Annotated in this window: 16 protein-coding genes; 5 read left to right on the top strand and 11 right to left on the bottom strand. The window is 65.1% G+C overall.

Annotation, left to right across the window (positions count from 1 at the left end):
• Positions 1–161: 161 nt before the first annotated feature.
• From ACWGS9_RS12870 to ACWGS9_RS12825, 10 genes are all read right to left on the bottom strand, one after another.
• Positions 162–974 carry an enoyl-CoA hydratase family protein gene (locus tag ACWGS9_RS12870; protein ID WP_454505607.1) on the bottom strand — a complete coding sequence of 271 codons (813 nt, stop codon included), beginning with the start codon at positions 972–974 and terminating at the stop codon, positions 162–164.
• Positions 971–1435 (bottom strand): MarR family winged helix-turn-helix transcriptional regulator, encoded by a 465-nt coding sequence (locus ACWGS9_RS12865; protein ID WP_454505606.1) that lies wholly within the window; start codon positions 1433–1435, stop codon positions 971–973. Before ACWGS9_RS12865 ends, ACWGS9_RS12870 begins: the two co-directional genes overlap by 4 nt.
• Positions 1429–2202 (bottom strand): SDR family NAD(P)-dependent oxidoreductase, encoded by a 774-nt coding sequence (locus tag ACWGS9_RS12860; RefSeq protein WP_454505605.1) that lies wholly within the window; start codon positions 2200–2202, stop codon positions 1429–1431. Before ACWGS9_RS12860 ends, ACWGS9_RS12865 begins: the two co-directional genes overlap by 7 nt.
• Positions 2199–4493, bottom strand: a complete 2295-nt coding sequence (locus ACWGS9_RS12855) for a bifunctional salicylyl-CoA 5-hydroxylase/oxidoreductase (RefSeq protein ID WP_454505604.1) — start codon at positions 4491–4493, stop codon at positions 2199–2201. The genes ACWGS9_RS12860 and ACWGS9_RS12855 overlap by 4 nt, the downstream gene beginning before the upstream one ends.
• A gap of 123 nt (positions 4494–4616) precedes the next feature.
• Positions 4617–5453, bottom strand: coding sequence for an ATP-binding cassette domain-containing protein (locus tag ACWGS9_RS12850; RefSeq protein WP_454505603.1), 837 nt, complete (start codon positions 5451–5453; stop codon positions 4617–4619).
• The gene (locus ACWGS9_RS12845; protein ID WP_454505602.1) at positions 5446–6324 is read right to left on the bottom strand and encodes an ABC transporter ATP-binding protein; all 879 of its coding nucleotides are present in this window, start codon (positions 6322–6324) and stop codon (positions 5446–5448) included. Before ACWGS9_RS12845 ends, ACWGS9_RS12850 begins: the two co-directional genes overlap by 8 nt.
• Entirely contained in the window at positions 6321–7169 is an 849-nt protein-coding gene (locus tag ACWGS9_RS12840) for an ABC transporter permease (RefSeq protein WP_454505601.1), read from the bottom strand. The genes ACWGS9_RS12845 and ACWGS9_RS12840 overlap by 4 nt, the downstream gene beginning before the upstream one ends.
• Complete coding sequence (locus ACWGS9_RS12835; RefSeq protein ID WP_454505600.1) at positions 7162–8169, bottom strand: ABC transporter permease; 1008 nt, start codon at positions 8167–8169, stop codon at positions 7162–7164. The genes ACWGS9_RS12840 and ACWGS9_RS12835 overlap by 8 nt, the downstream gene beginning before the upstream one ends.
• Before the next feature lie 70 nt (positions 8170–8239).
• Positions 8240–9766 carry an ABC transporter substrate-binding protein gene (locus tag ACWGS9_RS12830; RefSeq protein ID WP_454505599.1) on the bottom strand — a complete coding sequence of 509 codons (1527 nt, stop codon included), beginning with the start codon at positions 9764–9766 and terminating at the stop codon, positions 8240–8242.
• Between the two features lie 84 nt (positions 9767–9850).
• Positions 9851–11425, bottom strand: coding sequence for a phytoene desaturase family protein (locus ACWGS9_RS12825; protein WP_454505598.1), 1575 nt, complete (start codon positions 11423–11425; stop codon positions 9851–9853).
• A gap of 121 nt (positions 11426–11546) precedes the next feature.
• Here ACWGS9_RS12825 and ACWGS9_RS12820 point away from each other — a divergent pair, with 121 nt between their 5' ends.
• From ACWGS9_RS12820 to ACWGS9_RS12800, 5 genes are read left to right on the top strand one after another with little or no spacing between them, the layout of a single operon-like run.
• Complete coding sequence (locus tag ACWGS9_RS12820; RefSeq protein ID WP_454505597.1) at positions 11547–12338, top strand: cyclase family protein; 792 nt, start codon at positions 11547–11549, stop codon at positions 12336–12338.
• Between the two features lie 16 nt (positions 12339–12354).
• On the top strand, positions 12355–13926 hold the full coding sequence (locus tag ACWGS9_RS12815; protein ID WP_454505596.1) for a phytoene desaturase family protein: 1572 nt from the start codon (positions 12355–12357) through the stop codon (positions 13924–13926).
• Entirely contained in the window at positions 13926–14408 is a 483-nt protein-coding gene (locus ACWGS9_RS12810; RefSeq protein WP_320217158.1) for a MarR family winged helix-turn-helix transcriptional regulator, read from the top strand. The genes ACWGS9_RS12815 and ACWGS9_RS12810 overlap by 1 nt, the downstream gene beginning before the upstream one ends.
• 54 nt (positions 14409–14462) lie before the next feature.
• Positions 14463–16616 (top strand): thiamine pyrophosphate-dependent enzyme, encoded by a 2154-nt coding sequence (locus tag ACWGS9_RS12805; protein WP_454505595.1) that lies wholly within the window; start codon positions 14463–14465, stop codon positions 16614–16616.
• Positions 16609–18195 carry an indolepyruvate oxidoreductase subunit beta family protein gene (locus ACWGS9_RS12800; protein ID WP_454505594.1) on the top strand — a complete coding sequence of 529 codons (1587 nt, stop codon included), beginning with the start codon at positions 16609–16611 and terminating at the stop codon, positions 18193–18195. The genes ACWGS9_RS12805 and ACWGS9_RS12800 overlap by 8 nt, the downstream gene beginning before the upstream one ends.
• 26 nt (positions 18196–18221) lie before the next feature.
• Here ACWGS9_RS12800 and ACWGS9_RS12795 read toward each other — a convergent pair whose 3' ends face one another.
• Positions 18222–18668: a pyridoxamine 5'-phosphate oxidase family protein gene (locus tag ACWGS9_RS12795; protein ID WP_454505593.1), complete on the bottom strand. Its 447-nt coding sequence runs from the start codon at positions 18666–18668 to the stop codon at positions 18222–18224.
• Positions 18669–18863: the final 195 nt, after the last annotated feature.

Below are 18863 nucleotides of genomic sequence, written 5' to 3'. Positions count from 1 at the left end.
GGACATCTCCCCCGCAAGGGGGGAGATTGGCAGCTGCGATCTCGCCGCCCATCCTGAGACCTCGGTGATTGACGAAATCAGTGCAGTCGGCTGATCTCCCCCCTTGCGGGGGAGATGGCCGGCAGGCCAGAGGGGGGTGCCTGGGCGAAAACCGATCATCGCTAATTCCCCTCGAACACCGGCTTTTCCTTAGCCACGAATGCCTTATACGCCCGCTCGAAATCGCCGGTCTGCATGCAGATCGCCTGCGCCTGCGCTTCCGCCTCGATCGCCTGGTCGAGGCCCATCGACCATTCCTGGTTGAGCTGCGTCTTGGTGATGCTATGCGCGAAGGTCGGGCCGGAAACGATGCGCTTCGCCATGTCGAGTGCGTCGGCTTCGAGCGCGGCAGGCTCGACGAGGCGGTTGTAGAACCCCCAGCGCTCACCCTCGGCGGCGCTCATGGTGCGGCCGGTGTAAAGCAGCTCGGCCGCGCGGCCCTGGCCGATGATGCGCGGCAGGATCGCGCAGGCCCCCATGTCGCAGCCGGCGAGGCCGACGCGGGTGAACAGGAAGGCGGTCTTCGCGTCCGGCGTGGCGATGCGGATGTCGGAGGCCATGGCGATGATGGCGCCGGCGCCGACGGCCACGCCGTCGACTGCCGAAATGATCGGCTTGCCGCAGTTGAGCATCGCCTTGACGAAGTCGCCGGTCATGCGCGTGAAGGCGAGCAGCGCCTTCATGTCCATCTTGACCAGCGGCCCGATGATGTCGTGGACATCGCCGCCCGAGCAGAAATTGCCGCCATTGGGCAGGAACACGACGGCATCGACGTCGTCGGCATAGACGAGATCGCGGAACGTGTCGCGCAGCTCCGCATAGCTGTCGAAGGTCAGCGGGTTCTTGCGCTCCGGCCGGTCGAGCCGGATTTTCGCGATCCGGCCCTCGACCTGCCAGAGGAAGTGCTTCGGCTTGAGCTTGGCCATGGCGCTCATTCGCGTCCCTCCCAATTGCTGCGGAACGATTTCAGCATGCCGGTCAGCCGCCGCGCCTCGTCCTCGCTGACATTGCCGAGCAATTCGCCGACCCAGCCCTCATGCGCGGCGGCGATCGCGGCGAAAGATTTCGAGCCTTCCTCTGTCAGCCGCACCATCGAGGTGCGGCGGTCGCCGTTGCGGCGCGCCCGCGTCACCAGCCCTTCGGAAACCAGCCGGTCGACGATGCCTGTGACGTTGCCGTTCGACACCAGAAGGAAGCGCGACAGGTCGCTCATCAGCATTCCTTCCGGCGAGCGGTAGAGCGCCGCCATCACGTCGAAGCGCGGCAGCGTGGTGTCGAACTCCTTCTTCAGCCGCTCGCGCAGCTCGGCCTCGATGGTGCGCGAAGCGCGCAGCAACCTGATCCAAAGCCGCAGCCGGTCCTTGCCAGGTCCGGCGGAGGTCGGTCCCGCTACCATGTCTCACCTCCCGAGACCGAGATCGCCTGCCCGGTGATCGATCGTGCGGCATCGCTGCACAGCCACAGCACCGCGGACGCGACCTCCTCGGGCTGGATGAAACGTCCTTGCGGATTCGTCGTCGAAAGACTTGCGCGTGCCTCATCGACGGAGCGTCCGGTCTTCTCGACGATGCGCGCGATAGACTCCTCAAGCATGTCTGTTTCGACAAAGCCGGGGCAGACGGCGTTGACCGTGACACCTGACTTTGCGGTTTCAGCGGCCAGCGCCCGCATCAGCCCAACGACGCCATGCTTGGCGGCCACATAGGGCGCGACATAGGCGTAGCCCTTGAGGCCGGCGGTCGAGGCGACGAAAATGATGCGACCTGTTTTCCGCGCGAGCATGCCGGCCAGCGCCGGCTTCACCGTCACGAAGGCGCCTGTGAGGTTTACGTCGAGCGTGCGCTGCCAATCGGCCAGCGAGGTCTTGTGCGCCGGCGCGCTGCCCGCCATGCCGGCATTGGCGACGACGATGTCGAACGGTCCGCGCGCGGCTTCCGCCTTCTCGTGGAGGGCCGCCATCTCGGTTTCATTCGTAACATCCGCCGCGATGGAGAAGATCCGGTCGCTTTCCTTCGCGACCTCCGCAAGGGCAGCTTCGCGCCGTCCGCAGATGGTCACGTTCACACCTGCTTCCGCCAGTATCAGAGCGATGGCTTTGCCAACGCCGGAACCGCCGCCGGTGACCAGCGCATGCTTGCCGGTGATTTCCCGCGCGGCGCTCATACTTTGAGCCCCGCTGCCGCTTCGCGTTCGGCCAGCCGGTAGATCTGGTCGCGGCCGGGCAGGTAGGGATCGGGCCATTTGACGCCGCGGTCGCCGAGCGTGACTGCCGCATGCAGCGTCCAGTACGGATCGGCAAGATGCGGCCGCGCCAGCGCCACCAGATCGGCGCGGCCGGCCATCAGGATCGAGTTGGCATGGTCGGGCTCGTAGATGTTGCCGACCGCCATCGTCGCCATGCCGACCTCATTGCGGATGCGGTCGGAAAACGGCGTCTGGAACATGCGGCCATAGACCGGCTTGGCGGCGATCGAGGTCTGCCCGGCCGACACGTCGCAGAGGTCGACGCCGGCCTCATGCAGCATCTTCGCGATCTCGACCGCGTCCGAAGGCGTCACACCCTCGATACCCACCCAGTCATTTGCCGAGATGCGCATCGAGATCGGCTTTTCGGCCGGCCACACCGCGCGCACCGCATGGAAGATCTCCAGCGGATAGCGCATGCGGTTTTCCAGCGAGCCGCCATACTCGTCGGTGCGGCGGTTGGTCAGCGGCGTGATGAAGGCGGAAAGCAGATAGCCATGCGCGGCATGAATCTCCAGCATATCGAAGCCGCAACGTTCGGCCATCTCGGCCGAGGCGACGAACTGGTCGCGAACCAGATCCATGTCGGCGCGGTCCATCGCCTTCGGCACCTGGTTCTTCGGCGACCATGCAACGGCCGAAGGCGCCATCACCGGCCAGTTGTCGGAGGTGAGCGGCACGTCCGTTCCTTCCCAGCCGACCCGGGTCGAACCCTTGGCGCCGGAATGGCCGATCTGGGCGCAAATTTTTGCCTCGGTCTCGGCATGGACGAAATCGACCAGCCGCTTCCAGGCGATCTCGTGCTCCGGCTTGTAGAAGCCGGGGCACCCAGGCGTGATGCGGCCCTCGGGGCTGACGCAGGTCATCTCGATGTAGAGAAGGCCAGCGCCGCCCTTGGCGCGCTCGGCGTAGTGGGAAAAATGCCAGTCGGTCGGACAGCCGTCGACCGCCTTGTACTGCGCCATCGGCGAAACGACGATGCGGTTGTTGAGCGTCATGTCGCGCAGCTTGAACGGCGCGAACATCGGTGCGCGCCGTAAGCTGTTGCCGCCGGCGCCGGCTTTGCGCTGGAACCACTCCTCGGCGCCCGCCAGCCATTCGGCATCGCGCAGACGAAGGTTCTCATGGCTGATGCGCTGCGAGCGGGTGAGCAGCGAATAGTTGAACTGAACTGGATCAAGGCCGAGATATCGTTCGACTTCCTCGAACCATTCGAGCGAGTTGCGCGCCGCCGACTGCAGTTTGAGCACCTCGGTGCGCCGCGCATCCTCATATTTGCGGAAGGCGGCCTCGAGATCGGGCTGGGACTCGACATAATCGGCAAGCGCCACCGCGCTTTCCAGCGCCAGCTTGGTGCCGGAGCCGATCGAAAAATGCGCGCTCGCCGCCGCGTCGCCCATCAGCGCCAGGTTCTTGTACGACCAGCGCTCGCACAGCACGCGCGGGAAATTGATCCAGGCTGAACCGCGAATGTGGTTGGCGTTGGTCATCAGCGGATGGCCGCCGAGATGCTTTTCGAAGATGCGCTCGCAGACCGCGATCGATTCTTGCTGCGTCATCTGGCCGAAGCCGAAAGCCTCCCAGGTCTGCCCGCTGCATTCGACGATGAACGTCGCGGTCTCGTTGTCGAACTGGTAGGCATGCGCCCACACCCAGCCATGCTCCGTCTTCTCGAAGATGAAGGTGAAGGCGTCGTCGAATTTCTGCGTCGTGCCGAGCCACACGAACTTGCATTTGCGGGTGTCGATGTCCGGCTTGAAGACATCGGCAAAGGTGGCGCGGGATTTCGAGTTCAGTCCATCCGCCGCGACAACCAGGTCGTGCGTTTCCATGAAGGGTCGCGGATCGGCAATATCGGTCTCGAATGCCAGCTTGATGCCGAGCTCGCGCGCCCGCCGCTGCAGCAGGATCAGCAGCCGCTTGCGCCCGATGCCGCAGAAGCCATGGCCGGAAGACACCGTGCGCACACCGTCATGGATGACGGCGATATCGTCCCAATAGGCGAAATGCTTCTTGATCCAGACGGCGCTGACCGGGTCGTTCCTGGTCAGGTTCTCCAGCGTCTCCGCCGACAGCACCACGCCCCAGCCGAATGTATCGTCGGGGCGGTTGCGCTCATAGACCGTCACCTCATGCGCGGCATCGCGCAGCTTGAGCGAGATGGCAAAGTAGAGTCCGGCCGGTCCGCCGCCGAGAACCGCAACCTTCATGTCTTGCGATCTCCTCTTCGCTTGCTGCGTCTTGAGTATTGCGCCGGAGGCAAGATATTTCAAGCTTAAAGTTTTATATCGAAATCATTGTACCGAGGCCCGCTCATCAGCGTGCGTATGCGCTCATGTCGGCGCCTTGCCGGCTGAAGGCATGTCCAGCCAGTCCGCGTCGATCTCCGGCAGCGGAATGGCCGCGAGCAGGTCGCGCGTGTAGGCCTCCTTCGGATTGTCGAACAGCGCGTCGGTGGCGCTGGCCTCGACGATCCTGCCCTCGCGCATGACGATGACCTGCTGGCAGAGCCGCCGGATCACCGATAGGTCGTGACTGATGAAGGCGACCGTCAGCCCCATCTCGGCCGCCAGCTTTTCCAGCAGCGTCAGGATCTGCGCCTGCGTCGAGACGTCGAGGCCGGATACGATCTCGTCGGCCAGTACGAATTTCGGCGACAGTGCCAGCGCCCTGGCGATGCCGACGCGCTGGCGCTGGCCGCCGGATAGCTCGTGGCGATAGCGGCTGGCGAAAGTCTGCGGCAGGCCGACGCGCTGCAGGGCCTGGGCGACGCGCTCCTTCAGCCTGTCGCCAAGCCTGTTCTGTCTCAAGGGTGCTGCGATGATGTTGAAGATCGTGTGCCGCGGGTTGAGCGAGGACATCGGATCCTGGAAGATCATCTGCAGGTCGCGCCGCAGTGGTCGAAGCTCCGCTTCCGAAAGATGGCTGATGTCGCGCCCCTCGAGGCTGATCGAGCCGGCGCTTGGCTCGAGCAGCCGCACCAGCGCGCGGCCGAGCGTCGACTTGCCGGAGCCGGACTCGCCGACGATGCCGGTCACCGATCCCTTGGGCAGGTCGAAGTCGAGCCCCTTGAGGATCTCGGCCAGTGGCGCGCGGCCGATCAGCGGCTTGCGCGTCATGTCGGGCAGCGCCACTTTCAACCCGCGCACCGAAAACATCGGCTCAGCCATGGCCGGGCCTCCATGCCTGGTCGGCCGCCGCGATCTCGGCAGCAAGCCCCGCGAGCACGGCTTCGTCCACCGGCTTCAGCGATGCGAAGGGATCGGTGTAGCGTGGCGTCGCCGCGATCAACGCCCGCGTATAGGGGTGCTGGGGCGCTGCGAAAAGCTCAGCGGTCTCGGCTTCCTCCACCACTTTGCCGGCATAGAGCACCGACACTTTCTGGCTGATCTTGGCGACGACGCCGAGGTCATGGGTGACGAACAGGATCGCCGTGCCGTGATCGCGCTGCAGTTGGGCGATCAGCCGCAGGATCTGCTTCTGCACCGTCACGTCCAGTGCCGTCGTCGGCTCGTCGGCGACGATCAGCCTGGGCTCCGCCGCGAAGGCCGCCGCGATCAGCACGCGCTGGCGCATGCCGCCGGACAATTCGTGCGGATAGCTTTTCAGCACCCGCTCCGGGTCGCGGATCTGCACCTCGTCGAGCAATTGGCGGATGCGCTTGTCGGCTCTCTCGCCGCTCCAGCCGAGGATGCGGATCAACCTGTCGGTCATCTGCGAGCCGATGCGGCGCGACGGGTTGAGCGCGGTCAGCGGATCCTGCGGGATCAGCGCCGTGCGCGCGCCGATCAGGTTCCGCCGCGCCTTTTCGTCGAGCCTGCCGAGATCCTCGCCCTCGATCAACATCTCGCCTTCGACGACGCGCACGCTTTTCGGCAGCACGCCGAGCACTGCCTTGCCGATCATCGTCTTGCCGGCGCCGCTCTCGCCGACCAGGGCGCGCACCTCGCCCGGCTGTACGCTGAGCGAGACCGAGCGCAGCACGCGCTGGCCGTTGGGCAGCACGGCGCTCAAGCGGCGGATGTCGAGGCACGCGCTCATCGCAGCACCGGATCGAAACGCGCCTTCAGCGCTTCGCCGAATTGGCTGAAGGAAAGCACGGTGAGGATCAGCGTGATGAGCGGAAACACCAGCACCCACCAGGCCTGGTGGATCGACAGCCGTCCCTCGGCGATGATGCTGCCCCAGGTCGGATCGTCGGTCGAGATCGACAGATTGACGAAGGAGAGGATCGCCTCAACGATGACCGCGATGCCCATTTCGAGTGATAGCAGCGCCACTACCGACGGCAGCACATTGGGCAGCACTTCGCGCAGCATGATGCCGATGCGGCCATAGCCGGCGATGCGCGCACTTTCGACATAGTCCATCCGCGCCTGGCTCATCGCCTCGGCACGGATCACCCGGCAGAAGCGCGTCCAGTCGATGATCGCGATGGCGAGGATGACGGAGCTCAGGCCCGTGCCGAGCACCGCCACCAGGAGGATCGCGAACAGCACCGGCGGAAAGGCCATCCAGACGTCGACGATGCGCGAGATGATCCGGTCGGCCCAGCCGCCGAAATAGCCGGCGATCAGCCCCAGTGCCGAACCGATGAGGCAGGCGGACGTCGCCGCCATGAAGGCGACGATGAAGGCGATGCGGCCGCCGAAGATCAGCCGCGAGAAAAGATCGCGTCCCAGGCTGTCGGTGCCCAGCCAATAGCCGGGCTCGGCGCCGTCAAGCCAGAAGGGCGGCAGGCGCTCCAGCATCAGGTCCTGCGCCAGCGGGTCCTGCGGCGCGACCAGCGGCGCGAAGATGGCAGCAAGCAGCGCCAGCAGAAGCCAGCCGCCGGCCAGCCACAACCGCGGGCTCAAGCTGCGTCGGACAGTGCGGGCGTCATCCATGGCGCAGCCTCGGATTGAGCAGCGCATACGTCATGTCGACGGCGAGGTTGATCAGCACGAACAGCAGCGCGAAGACCAGTACGATGCCCTGGATTAGCGGCAGGTCGCGATTGATGACGGCGTCGATCGCCATGTTGCCGAGGCCTTCATAGGAGAACAGCCGCTCGACGATGACGGTGCCGCCGATGAGGAAGGTGAACTGCACGCCGACCAGCGTCAGCGTCGGCAGCGCCGCGTTCTTCAGCGCTTCACGCAGGATGACCTGCGTCTCCGAAAAACCTTTGACACGCGCCAGCACCACATAATCGAGGTCGAGCACTTCCTTCAGCGACTGCTTCAGGAGCTGTGCGATGATCGCCGCCAGCGGCAGCGCCAAGGCCACGGCCGGCATCAGCATGTGTTTCAGCAGATCCCAGGTGAGGTCGAAGCGGAGCCTCAAGATGCTCTCGACGAGATAGAACTGGCTGACGAAGGGTAGGTCGAGCTGCGGCGACACGCGGCCTGAAATGTCGAAGACAGGCACCAGGACGCCGAACAGCAGGATCAGCACCAGGCCCCACAGGAAATCGGGAATGGAGAGCGTTGCGCCGCTGGCGATGTCGATGCCGGCTTCGACCGCCGTGCCGCGCGAGCGCGCGCCGAGGATAGCGGTCGTGCCGCCGATCGCGATCGCCATCAGCAGCGCCACGGTGGCAAGCTCCAGCGTCGCCGGCAGCCTGTTGAAAACCAGGGCGAGCACATCCTGGCGCAGCGAGATCGAGGTGCCGAAATCGCCGTGCAGGACGCCTCCGAGCCAGATGAAGAATTGCTGCACGATGCTTTTGTCGAGCCCATAGAGCGCGCGCAGGCGCGCTATATCGTCATTGCTGGCGCCGGGCGGCAGCATCATGGCGATCGGGTCGCCGGGCGCGACGCGGATGACGACGAAGACGACGATGGCCACGCCGAACAGCGTCACCAGCATCGTCACCAGACGAACGAGGAATCTCTGCAGCAGCATCTGCCAATACGCTCGGATGAAAATGCGCGCCGTCTTGCGGACGGCGCGCGCGGCAATTCAAGACCGATGGTCAGGCCGGGGTCATCAGTGCCGGCAGTAGCGCGCCGGAAATATGCTGCACGACTTTGACCCCCTTGGCATGCACGATCGGCTGAGCAAACTGCATCAGCGGCAGCACATAGGCTTGCTCGGCGATGTATTTGTCGACCGCCTTCCAGCCGGCGATGCGCTTGGCCTCGTCTTTCTCGCCCCATAGCGGACCGATCTTGGCATCGAGGTCGTCGGTCTTCCAGGACGAGTGTGGCGACGGTCCGAACATGGCAAAACCAGTCGAGGTGGTCGGATCGCCGATGGAATTGCCCCAGTTGTAGAACGCCGCCGGTGCCAGCTTGTGCGCGGCGCGTAGCTCATAATGCTTGGCGATTTCGTAGACCTCGATCGTCGCCTCGATGCCGACCTTGCGCCACATGCCGACGATCGCCTGCACCATTTCGTAGTCCTTGGGCTTGAAGCCCTTGGTCGTCTGGATGGTGATCTTGGCCGGCTTCTCCGGCGAGTAGCCGGAGGCCGCCAGCAACTCCTTGGCCTTCTTCGGATTGTGCTCGACCTTGATCGACGGGTCGAAGGCCGCGTATTCCGGCGTTTCCAGCGTGTCGATCGGCTGGCCGTAGCCGCGCAGCAACCGCTTGACCAGAAGCTCCTTGTCCACCGACATCACGGCCGCCTGGCGGACATTCTTGTCCAGCATCGCGTCCTTGTTGTTGAAGAAGATCATGCCGATGTCGGAAACGTTCTTGATCGAGCCGGCCAGCCCGTCCTTGGCGATCAGGCGGTCATATTCCTCGTAGGGAATTTCGAGCGTCACCTGCGAGGAGCCGGACTCGATCTCGGCAACGCGGCTCGCGGCGTCGGTGACGAACTTGATCGTCACGTTTTCGAAGGCGGGCTTCGTGCCCCAGTAGTGCGGGTTGGCCTTGAGCCGCAGGAAGGCGTTGCGCTCGAACTTGTCGACCATATAAGGCCCGGTGCCGATCGGCGCCTTCTCGAAACCTTCGGCGCCGACCTTCTCGTAATAGGCCTTCGGCATGATGTAGCCGGTCAGGAACGACATCCACTTGAAATAAACCGGATCGAACTGCACGACATCGCCGGTGATCTTGTTGCCGTCGATCTTGAAGTTGTTGACGTTCTTCCAGACGAACTGGATCGGGTTGCCGGTCTTCTCGTCGCCGGCGCGCTGCAGCGACCAGACAACGTCCTCGGCGGTGAAAGGCGAGCCGTCATGCCATTTCACGCCGTCGCGCACCGTCATCGTCACCTTGGTGCGGTCCTCGTTCCAGCCCCATTCGGTGAGCAGGCCGGGCGTGAAGGAGAGGTCCGGCTTCTGGCCTATGATCTGGTCGAACACCGATTGATAGAGGCCCTGGATGGTCGGGTTGACGGCCGAGGGTCCGGTCGTCGGATCCCAGGATGGCAGGTTGACGTTATAGGCGATGGTGAGCTCGTCCGCCGCCTTTGCCGCCCTCGGCAGTCCAAACGTGGCAGCACCCAGCGCCGCCGCGCCATATCCAAGCAAGTCGCGTCTGTTGATGGTCATGGTCGTTCCCCTTGTTGGTTGTCATTTGTCTGCGCGGCGTTTTCATTCGGTGGTGGGCAACCGCGCCTTGTCCATCCCGGAATTCTAGTTCCCTCCCAGCTGTTGGGCGAGCATGAAGCCGGAGCCTGCGCCCGTGCCGGCGCCGGGCCATGTCGCGGCGCCGGTGAGGAAGAGGTTCGAGACCGGCGTGTTCCAGCGCGCGAAGGATCGCGCTGGGCGGAAGAGAAAATTCTGCGCCAGATGGTGGCTGCCGCAGATCTGGTCGCCGCCGACAAGGTTCGGATTCTCGCGCTCGAGGTCGAGCGGCGAGAACACCGCGCGGCCGAGAATCTTGCTGCGCAATCCCGGCGCATAGCTCTCGATGATGTCGAGCGCGCGTTCCGCATAGGCGTCCTTGACCGCATCCCAGTGAGCAGGCGCGATCTTGCCGGCGGCGTCGCCAAGGATCTCCGCCGGCAGCATGCGCACCTGCACCCAGAGCACATGCTTGCCTTCCGGCGCTCGCGTGGGATCGACGGTCGTCGGCTGGCCGACCACGAGCACCGGCTGCTCGGGCAGCAGGCCGGCGATCGCCTGCTGGTAGACGCGCGACATGGCGTCGAGCGACGGCGCCAGATGCACATAGGCGAATTGGCGAAGCTCCACGCCGGCGCTCCAATCAGGCAGGCCCTCCAGCGCCAGATGGATCATCATCGTCCCCGGCGCATGGCGGAATTTCTTCATCGCCGCATCGAAGCCGGCATCGCCGGAGCCATTGGGCAGCAGCTTGCCCGGCAGCGCTTTCGGCGCGACGCCGGCAATGACGGCGTTGCGCGCGACATGGGTTTCGCCGGAAGCCAGCCGCACGCCGGTTGCCTTTCCGCCGGCGATCAGGATCTCGGCGACGTCCGCGCCGGTCGTGATCTGGCCGCCGGCCGCGGTCACCATGCCGGCCAGCGCGCGGATGATGGTGTCGGCGCCGCCATTGCCCAGCACCATGCCGAAGCTCTGGTTGGCCATCGATTCCAGGTAGGGGAACACAGCACCCCCGGCGATGTCGGGCGCGAAGTCGAGATGCATCCCCCAGGCGGCGAGCGTCGTGCGCACATGCGGCGTCTCGAAATTCTCTTCCAGCCAGGCGCGAGGTGAGGACAGAAGCAACCGTGCCGTGTCGAGCGCGCCGGAAAAACCCTTCTTGCGCCACAGGTTCCAGCCCGTGCCGGCCAGCGCCCGCGCGCTCATCGGCGATCCCAGCAGGCGGAACAGATGTTCGGCTTCGCCCGGAAAGGCGCCGACCAGCCGGCGCCATGTGGCGGCGTCCGCTGCCGAGAAGGCGGCCATCCGTGCGGCGGTCTTCTCCAGGTCGTTGCTGACGCCGAACCATTTCCCGTCCGGGAAGGCGCTGGCGAAGCAGTCGGTCACAGGTGCGAATTCCAGCCCGTGGCTTTTCAATTCATTTGCATATTTCCGATGGAAGGCCGAGCCGGCAAACAGGCTCAGATTCATCGCGCCGAAATCGTGCCGGAAACCGGGAAGCGTGTATTCGGCGGTGCGAACGGCGCCCCCGATTGCCTGGTTGCGCTCGAAAACCGCGATTTTCCAGCCTTTGAGCGCCAGATACGCGGCGCATGCCAGACTGTTGTGGCCCGCCCCGACAAAGATGGCGTCGAACTCGCTCACGCCCCGCCCCAAAATGCTTTATGCTTAAAGATAATTGCAGATGCATATGTTTTCGTCTAGTAGGTATATTAAGGGCCGCAACGAGCCTTGATGATCACCAGACAAGAGGGAACGAAAGACCATGGACACGCAAAAACTCCTCGGCGAGGTCGCCGGCCAGCTGCTCTCGGGCGCCATCAAGGTGGTCGATCTGTCGGCGCCGCTCGGCCCCGATACGCCGCTGATCAAGCTGCCGCCGGAACTCGCCGTCGATACGCCGAAGGTCGAGATCCACGCCATCTCCAAATATGACAAGAACGGCCCGTGGTGGGCCTGGAACTGGCTGAAGCTCGGCGAGCATTCGGGCACGCATTTCGACGCGCCGCAGCATTGGATCACCGGCAAGGACTATCCGGACGGCGCCACCGACACCATTCCGGCGCAGAATTTCGTCGGGCCGGTCAACGTCATCGACTGCTCGGCGGAAGCCGCCGCCGACCACGACTTCCTGCTCACCGTCGACCATATCAAGGCCTGGGAAGCCAAGCACGGCGCCATCAATCCCGGCGAGTGGGTGGTGATGCGCACCGACTGGTACAAGCGCAATGGCTCGGAAGCCGAGTTCCTCAACGCCAACGAGACCGGACCGCACACGCCCGGCCCGACGGCCGAAGCCATCCAGTTCCTGATCGGCAAGGACATCAAGGGCTGGGGCTCAGAGACGATCGGCACCGATGCCGGCAAGGCCGGCGGCATGGAGCCGCCATTCCCGGCGCACACGCTGATGCACAAGGCCAACCGCTACGGCCTCGCCAGCCTGTGCAATCTCGACCAGCTGCCGCCGAAGGGCGCGATCCTGATCGCAGCGCCCCTCAAGATCGAGCACGGCACCGGCAGCCCGATCCGCGCGCTGGCGCTGGTGCCGCGGGGTTAAAGCCAAGGCCACGACGATGAGCGACGTCGATCACATCATCGTCGGCAGCGGCATCAACGCCCTGGTCTGCGCGGCGATGCTCGGCGCCAAGGGCGCCAAGGTGCTCGTGCTCGAGCGCAACGACCGCATCGGCGGCTGCATGCGCACCGAGGAGATCACGGCGCCTGGCTTCGTCCATGACGTGATGGCGACGACCTTCGTGCTGTTCATCACCTCGCCGGCCTATGCCTCGCTTGGCAAGGACCTTGCGCGGCACGGGCTGGAGTTCTGCCATACCGCCACGCCGACAGGCGTGCTCACGCCGGACGGCAGGCATGCCGTGCTCACCACCGACCGCGCCGCCAACATCGCGGCGCTCAACCGGATCGCGCCCAGTGACGGCGACAGCCATGGCGCCGATGTCGGCGACATCGAGCGCAATGCCGGGCTGCTCTTCGGCCTGCTCGGCGGCGCGCTCTGGTCCTACCCCACGACCAAGCTCATGGCCGGCGAGGCCTGGCAGCGCGGGCCACGCAGCCTTGCCGGCTTCATGGGCGAGGCGCTGGTGCCGGCGCGAGGCTGGCTGGAAACGGCTTACACGTCCGACACGGTCCGCGCGCTCTGGGCGCCCTGGGTGTTGCATGCCGGGCTCGGACCGGAAGACGCTTTCTCGGGCCAGATCGCCAAGGTCATCGCCTTCGCGCTGGAGGCCGCCGGTGCGCCGATCGTCAAGGGTGGCGCCAGGAACCTGCTCGCCGCCTTCGAGGCGCTGATCAAGGAGCGCGGCGGCGAGATCCGCGTCAACGCCGACGTCGCCTCGATCGTCCAGGCCGGTGCCCGCGCCTCTGGCGTGAGCCTCGCTTCCGGCGAGACGCTGACCGCCACGAAGAGCGTGATCTGCTCGCTCACGCCGACGCAGCTCTACGGCCGCCTGCTCGGCGATGCGGCTCCAAAGCGCGACGTCGAAGCGACGCGCGTTTATCGCTACGGCAAAGGCAATTTCCAGATCCACTATGCCCTCGACAAGCCGCCGGCCTGGCGCGGCGCGAGCCTCGACAAGGTGGCGCTGCTGCATCTGACGCCGGGGTTGGATGGAGTGTCGAAAGCCTGCAACGAGGCGGTGCGCGGCCTGCTGCCGGAAGTGCCGACCATCTGCGTCGGCCAGCCACACGCGCTCGACCCATCGCGCTGCCCGGAAGGCAAGGCGATCCTGTGGCTGCAGCTTCCCGAGGCGCCGCGCCGCATCAAGGGCGATGCGGCCGGCAAGCTCGAGACCCCCGCCGACGGCCGCTGGACCGAAGCGCTGCGCGAGGCCTATGCCGACCGCGTCGAGGCGATCCTCGCCAACCACATCGACGGTTTCCACGACACCATCATCGCGCGCCGCGCCTACTCGCCGGCCGATCTCGAAGCGATGAACATCAACCTGGTCGGCGGCGATCCCTATGGCGGCTCGTCGACAATCGACCAGTCCTTTCTGTGGCGGCCGTTCAAGGCAAGCCGCAACCACGAGACCGGCATCAAGGGCCTCTACCACATCGGCGCTTCCACCCATCCGGGCGCCGGGCTCGGCGGCGGCTCCGGCTTCCTGCTCGCGGGGAAGCTCTGATGGAACAGAAGCTTCCCGAAAAGCGGCAACGCATCTCGACACTCGGCCAGATCGGCCTGCAGCAATTCGCGCCCTACCTGATGAACCGCATCATGGGCCGATACAACGCCACTTTGCGCGAGGATTTCCGCAAGCAGGGCCTGACCATTCCGCAGGTGCGGACCCTGGCGGTGCTCTCGGTCACCGACGGCGTCACCGTCAACGATCTGTCGGTCTACACGGTGATCGAGCAGTCGACCTTGAGCCGCACGCTCGACACGCTGGAAGGCCAGGGCCTGGTGCGGCGCGAGCAGGGCGTCACCGACAGCCGCTTCCGCCATGTGTTCCTGACCGATGACGGCCGCGCGCTGTTCACCCGCGCCTGGCCGGCCATGCATGACGCTTTCGAGGCGATGTTCGACGATGTCGACGATGCCGAATACGCGGCGCTGATCGCGACGCTGCAAAAAATGCTGAAGAACATCCGCAAGCACGAAATCTAGATGTACGCGCCGCCCCCGGCGGCAACGGGCAGGCGGCAACGGAAGGAGGCAGACATGGCCGAACGGTCTTTTGCCAAGGAAGTCGAAAAGCTGAGGCTCGGCGCCGGCGAGGAATTCGCCGGCGAGGGCATCCTCGCCATCACCAAGGCGCTCTTGCAATGCGGCGTCGGCTATGTCGGCGGCTACCAGGGCGCGCCGATCAGCCATCTGATGGATGTGCTGGCCGACGCGCAGGACATTCTGGGCGAGCTCGGCGTGCATTTCGAGGCGAGCGCCTCGGAAGCGACCGCCACCGCCATGCTCGCCGCATCCGTGCATTATCCGATCCGCGGTGCGGCCACCTTCAAGTCGACGGTCGGCACCAACGTCGCTTCCGATGCGCTGGCGAACCTGGCGTCCGGCGGCGTCACCGGCGGCGCGCTGATCATCGTCGGCGAGGATTATGGCGAGGGCTCCTCGATCATGCAGGAGCGCAGCCACGCCTTCGCCATGAAGAGCCAGGTCTGGCTGCTCGACCCGCGCCCGAACCTGCCCTCGATCGTCAAGGCGGTCGAGGACGGGTTCGAGCTGTCGGAAATCTCCAACACGCCGGTCATGCTGCAGGTGCGCATCCGCTGCTGCCATGTGCACGGCCACTTCATCGCCAAGGACAACAAGCGTCCGCCGATGTCGGTCGCCGATGCGCTGTCGGCGCCGCGGCGCGACACCGGCCGCATCGTGCTGCCGCCTGCCTCCTTCCTGCATGAGAAGGAGAAGGTCGCCAAACGCTGGCCGGCAGCGGTCGATTTCATCAAGAGCCGCAAGATCAACGAGATGTTCGGACCGGACCACGGCTCGGTCGGCATCGTCATGCAAGGCGGCATGTATAATTCCGTCATCCGCGCACTGCAGCGGCTCGGCCTTGCCGACACCTATGGCGACACCGACGTGCCGCTTTATGTGCTGAACGCCGTCTACCCGCTGGTGGACGATGAGTTCCTTTCGTTCTGCGAGGGCAAGCAGGCGGTGCTGGTCGTCGAGGAAGGTCAGCCCAATTATATCGAGCAGGCCTTTGCGTCGATGCTGCACAAGGCCGGGCGCGGCACCAGGCTGGTCGGCAAGGAGCATCTGCCAATGGCCGGCGAATATACCGGGCAGGTGATGCTCGACGGCATCGGCTCCTTCCTGCGCGCCAATGCTCCACATCTGCTGCCAGGCGAGGTGCGTGCGCCGAACAAGCTTGGCGAGGGTGTCGATACCGCCGATCTCATCAACGTCGTTCCCGGACGCCCGCCGGGCTTCTGCATAGGTTGCCCGGAGCGGCCGATCTTTGCCGCGACCAAGCTGGTCGAGCAGGAACTCGGCAAGCACCACATCGCCTCCGACATCGGCTGCCACCTGTTCTCGATCATGCCGCCCTTCGAGCTCGGCGCCACCACCATGGGCTACGGGCTCGGGCCGGCCTCGGCATCGGCCTTCAATTCGCCCGACGCCAAGCGCCGCTCCATCTCCTTCGTCGGCGACGGCGGCTTCTGGCACAATGGCCTCACCTCCTCGATCGGCAACGCCGTCTTCAACAAGAATGACGGCGTCATCGTCATCGTCGACAATTTCTATTCGGCCGCAACCGGCGGCCAGGACATCCTGTCCTCGCGCGCCTCGAACCGCACCAAGTCGACCAGGCATCCGATCGATGAAGCGGTGAAGGGCATGGGCGTCAAATGGCTGCGCCACATCGACCGCACCTATGATGTCGGCAAGATGCGCGCCGCGCTGCGCGAGGCGCTGACCACCGAGGAGAAGGGGCCGAAGGTCATCGTCGCCTCTTCCGAATGCATGCTGAACCGCCAGCGCCGCGAGAAGCCCCTGGTCGACAAGGCGATCAAGGGCGGGACAAGGGTGGTGAAGCCGAAATTCGGTGTCGACGAGGACATCTGCACCGGTGACCATGCCTGCATGCGGCTGTCCGGCTGTCCGTCGCTGTCGGTGAAGTCGCTTGACGATCCGCTGCGCGACGATCCGGTTGCCTCGATCGACCAGAATTGCGTCGGCTGCGGCAATTGCGGCGAGGTGGCCGATGCCGCCGTGCTCTGCCCGTCCTTCTACCGCGCCGATGTCGTGCACAATCCCGGCCGCTGGGACCGTTTCCTGGAAAGCGCGCGCCGCGCCGCAATCAGCCTGTTGCAGCGCCGCCGCGAACGACGCCGTTTGGTGTTTGCCGATGCTTGACCCCAGCGCAGCGCTGCGCCCGAAGACGGGCGCCCTAGACGACGAGCGCGTCATAAAACTCGCCGTGCTCGCGGTCGGCGGCCAGGGCGGCGGCGTGCTCGCCGACTGGATCACCGACGTCGCCGAGCGCAACGGCTATATCGCCCAATCGACTTCCGTGGCCGGCGTTGCCCAGCGTACCGGCGCCACGATCTACTACATCGAGATGGCCCGCGACACCGGCCGGCTGCCGGTCTTCGCGCTGTCGCCCTCGCAGGGCGACATCGACATCCTGATCGCCGCCGAGCTGATGGAAGCAGGCCGTGCCATCATCCGCGGCTTCGTCACGCCCGAGCGCACGACGCTGATTGCTTCCTCGCACCGCATCGCCGCCGTCTCGGAAAAGATCGAGCCCGGCGATGGCCGCGCCTCGTCGGAGAAGGTGCATGCTACGGCGCAGGCTGCCGCAAAGCGCTTCATTGCCTTCGACATGGAAAAGATCGCCGCCGAGAACGGCACCATGATTTCTGCCAGCCTTCTCGGCGCGCTGGCCGGCTCCGACGCGCTGCCCTTCACCCGCGAGAGCTATGAGCAGGCGATCGGCGCCGGCGGCCGTGGCGTCAAGGCGAGCCTTGCAGCCTTCGCCGCCGCCTGTGACCGCGCACGAGGGATCGCGGCAGCGCCGGCCGCCGAAAAGGCGGTGGCGAAACCTGCCGTTGCCGAACCCAGGTCAACGGCAAAGGTCAGCGGACCGGAAATCCTGCTGAAAGGCTGGCAGGAGCTTGCCGGACGCGTCGCGGCGCTGCCGGTGCCGGTGCGCGACATGGCCGAGCGCGGCCTGAAGAAAGTCGTCGACTACCAGGACATCGCCTATGGCGGCGAATATCTCAACCGGCTGGACAAGGCGGTTGCGCTGGACGATGCGGAGCGCGTCTACGCTTTGTCGATCGCGGCGGCGAAACATCTGGCCAACGCCATGTGCTATGACGACATGATCCGCGTCGCCGATCTGAAGACGCGTTCGACCCGCGACAGGCGGGTGCGCAAGGAGGTCGGCGTCAGGGAAGGTTCGGTCCTGCAGGTGACCGAATATTTCCATCCGCGCATCGAGGAATTCTGCGGCACGCTTCCGGCCGGTCTCGGCAGCTATATCGAGAACCGGCCGAAGCTCGCCGCCTTCCTCGACCGCCGCATCAATCGCGGCCGCCACATCCGCACCGACAGCTTTACCGGCTTCGCCGCGCTCTGGTTCATCGGCGGCCTGCGCCGCTGGCGCCGCCGCCTGCTGCGTCACAGGATAGAGGTGGAGCACCTGGAGCGCTGGTACGAACTGGCGCTCGCCCATGTGCGCGAAAACTATGCGCTTGCCACCGAAATCCTGAATTGCCGCCGGCTGATCAAAGGCTATAGCGACACCCATGCCCGAGCGCAGTCGAAATTCGACCGCGTGCTCTCGGCGCTCGCCATGCTCAAGGGCCGTGAAGACGCCGCCGACTGGATCCGCCGCCTGCGTGAGGCAGCGCTTAAAGACGAAAAGGGCGACATGCTCGACGGCGCGCTGAAGACGGTGGCGACGCTTGGCGACAGCCCGGCTTTGTAACGTTCGATTTCTGCCACGGACGCTGGCTATTCGGTTGCTTCCCGCCCCGAAACCTGCTCGACCAGGATCTGGAAAAAGACGTGCGGCAGGTCATCTGACAAGAGAGGCGTGACAGGCTTGAGCGCGCCGGGCTCCCACCAGTCCACGCGCTTGCTCAACACCGCCCATGCATGGTCGCGCTGGACCTTGTGGCCGACCCGATCCGGCAGTTCCTCATAGCGGCCGTCGACGATCACGCTTCGCCATCCGCGCCCCTGCGTGTGCTCTTGCACCTGGGCGCACACAAGGGGATTCTCCCGCATCCAGTCGATCTTCTTGCCCAGCAGGGAGAAGGCGTAGAGATGGCTATCGGCATAGGCATAGTTGAAGGGCACGACGTAGGGCTGTCCGTCCTTCGCGCATGCCAGATGGCCGGTGCGGTTGGCCGCCAGCAATTTCGTGCATTCCAAGGTGGAGAGCGTGCGGATCATCATCGGTATGATCTCCTGTTTCAGCGGGCTTCGGGCTTGACCGTTTCCGCCGATCGGTTCTCATCAACCTTAGTGCAGGGCGCATCCTGGCTTATTGATATGGATCAATTTGATACGGCGCCTAGAGCGGGATGAGATTAGTGTTGGTCATAGCCTGAGTTTTGGAAATAGTGTGAGCACTCTGTCGGTGTGACGCGG

Source organism: Mesorhizobium sp. Arg314 (assembly GCF_053714275.1).
Note: the sequence above shows the minus strand (reverse complement) of the source record. Positions and strands in the feature narration are given on the sequence as shown.

What these genes read in the sequence shown, in the direction of transcription:
- ACWGS9_RS12800 (WP_454505594.1), top strand. Translation starts at nt 16,609, where the DNA reads ATGCTTGACCCCAGCGCAGCGCTGCGCCCGAAGACGGGCGCCCTAGAC.
- ACWGS9_RS12840 (WP_454505601.1), bottom strand. Translation starts at nt 7,169, where the DNA reads ATGGATGACGCCCGCACTGTCCGACGCAGCTTGAGCCCGCGGTTGTGG.
- ACWGS9_RS12855 (WP_454505604.1), bottom strand. Translation starts at nt 4,493, where the DNA reads ATGAAGGTTGCGGTTCTCGGCGGCGGACCGGCCGGACTCTACTTTGCC.
- ACWGS9_RS12865 (WP_454505606.1), bottom strand. Translation starts at nt 1,435, where the DNA reads ATGGTAGCGGGACCGACCTCCGCCGGACCTGGCAAGGACCGGCTGCGG.
- ACWGS9_RS12805 (WP_454505595.1), top strand. Translation starts at nt 14,463, where the DNA reads ATGGCCGAACGGTCTTTTGCCAAGGAAGTCGAAAAGCTGAGGCTCGGC.
- ACWGS9_RS12830 (WP_454505599.1), bottom strand. Translation starts at nt 9,766, where the DNA reads ATGACCATCAACAGACGCGACTTGCTTGGATATGGCGCGGCGGCGCTG.
- ACWGS9_RS12845 (WP_454505602.1), bottom strand. Translation starts at nt 6,324, where the DNA reads ATGAGCGCGTGCCTCGACATCCGCCGCTTGAGCGCCGTGCTGCCCAAC.
- ACWGS9_RS12835 (WP_454505600.1), bottom strand. Translation starts at nt 8,169, where the DNA reads ATGCTGCTGCAGAGATTCCTCGTTCGTCTGGTGACGATGCTGGTGACG.
- ACWGS9_RS12860 (WP_454505605.1), bottom strand. Translation starts at nt 2,202, where the DNA reads ATGAGCGCCGCGCGGGAAATCACCGGCAAGCATGCGCTGGTCACCGGC.
- ACWGS9_RS12815 (WP_454505596.1), top strand. Translation starts at nt 12,355, where the DNA reads ATGAGCGACGTCGATCACATCATCGTCGGCAGCGGCATCAACGCCCTG.
- ACWGS9_RS12810 (WP_320217158.1), top strand. Translation starts at nt 13,926, where the DNA reads ATGGAACAGAAGCTTCCCGAAAAGCGGCAACGCATCTCGACACTCGGC.
- ACWGS9_RS12850 (WP_454505603.1), bottom strand. Translation starts at nt 5,453, where the DNA reads ATGGCTGAGCCGATGTTTTCGGTGCGCGGGTTGAAAGTGGCGCTGCCC.
- ACWGS9_RS12870 (WP_454505607.1), bottom strand. Translation starts at nt 974, where the DNA reads ATGAGCGCCATGGCCAAGCTCAAGCCGAAGCACTTCCTCTGGCAGGTC.
- ACWGS9_RS12820 (WP_454505597.1), top strand. Translation starts at nt 11,547, where the DNA reads ATGGACACGCAAAAACTCCTCGGCGAGGTCGCCGGCCAGCTGCTCTCG.
- ACWGS9_RS12795 (WP_454505593.1), bottom strand. Translation starts at nt 18,668, where the DNA reads ATGATGATCCGCACGCTCTCCACCTTGGAATGCACGAAATTGCTGGCG.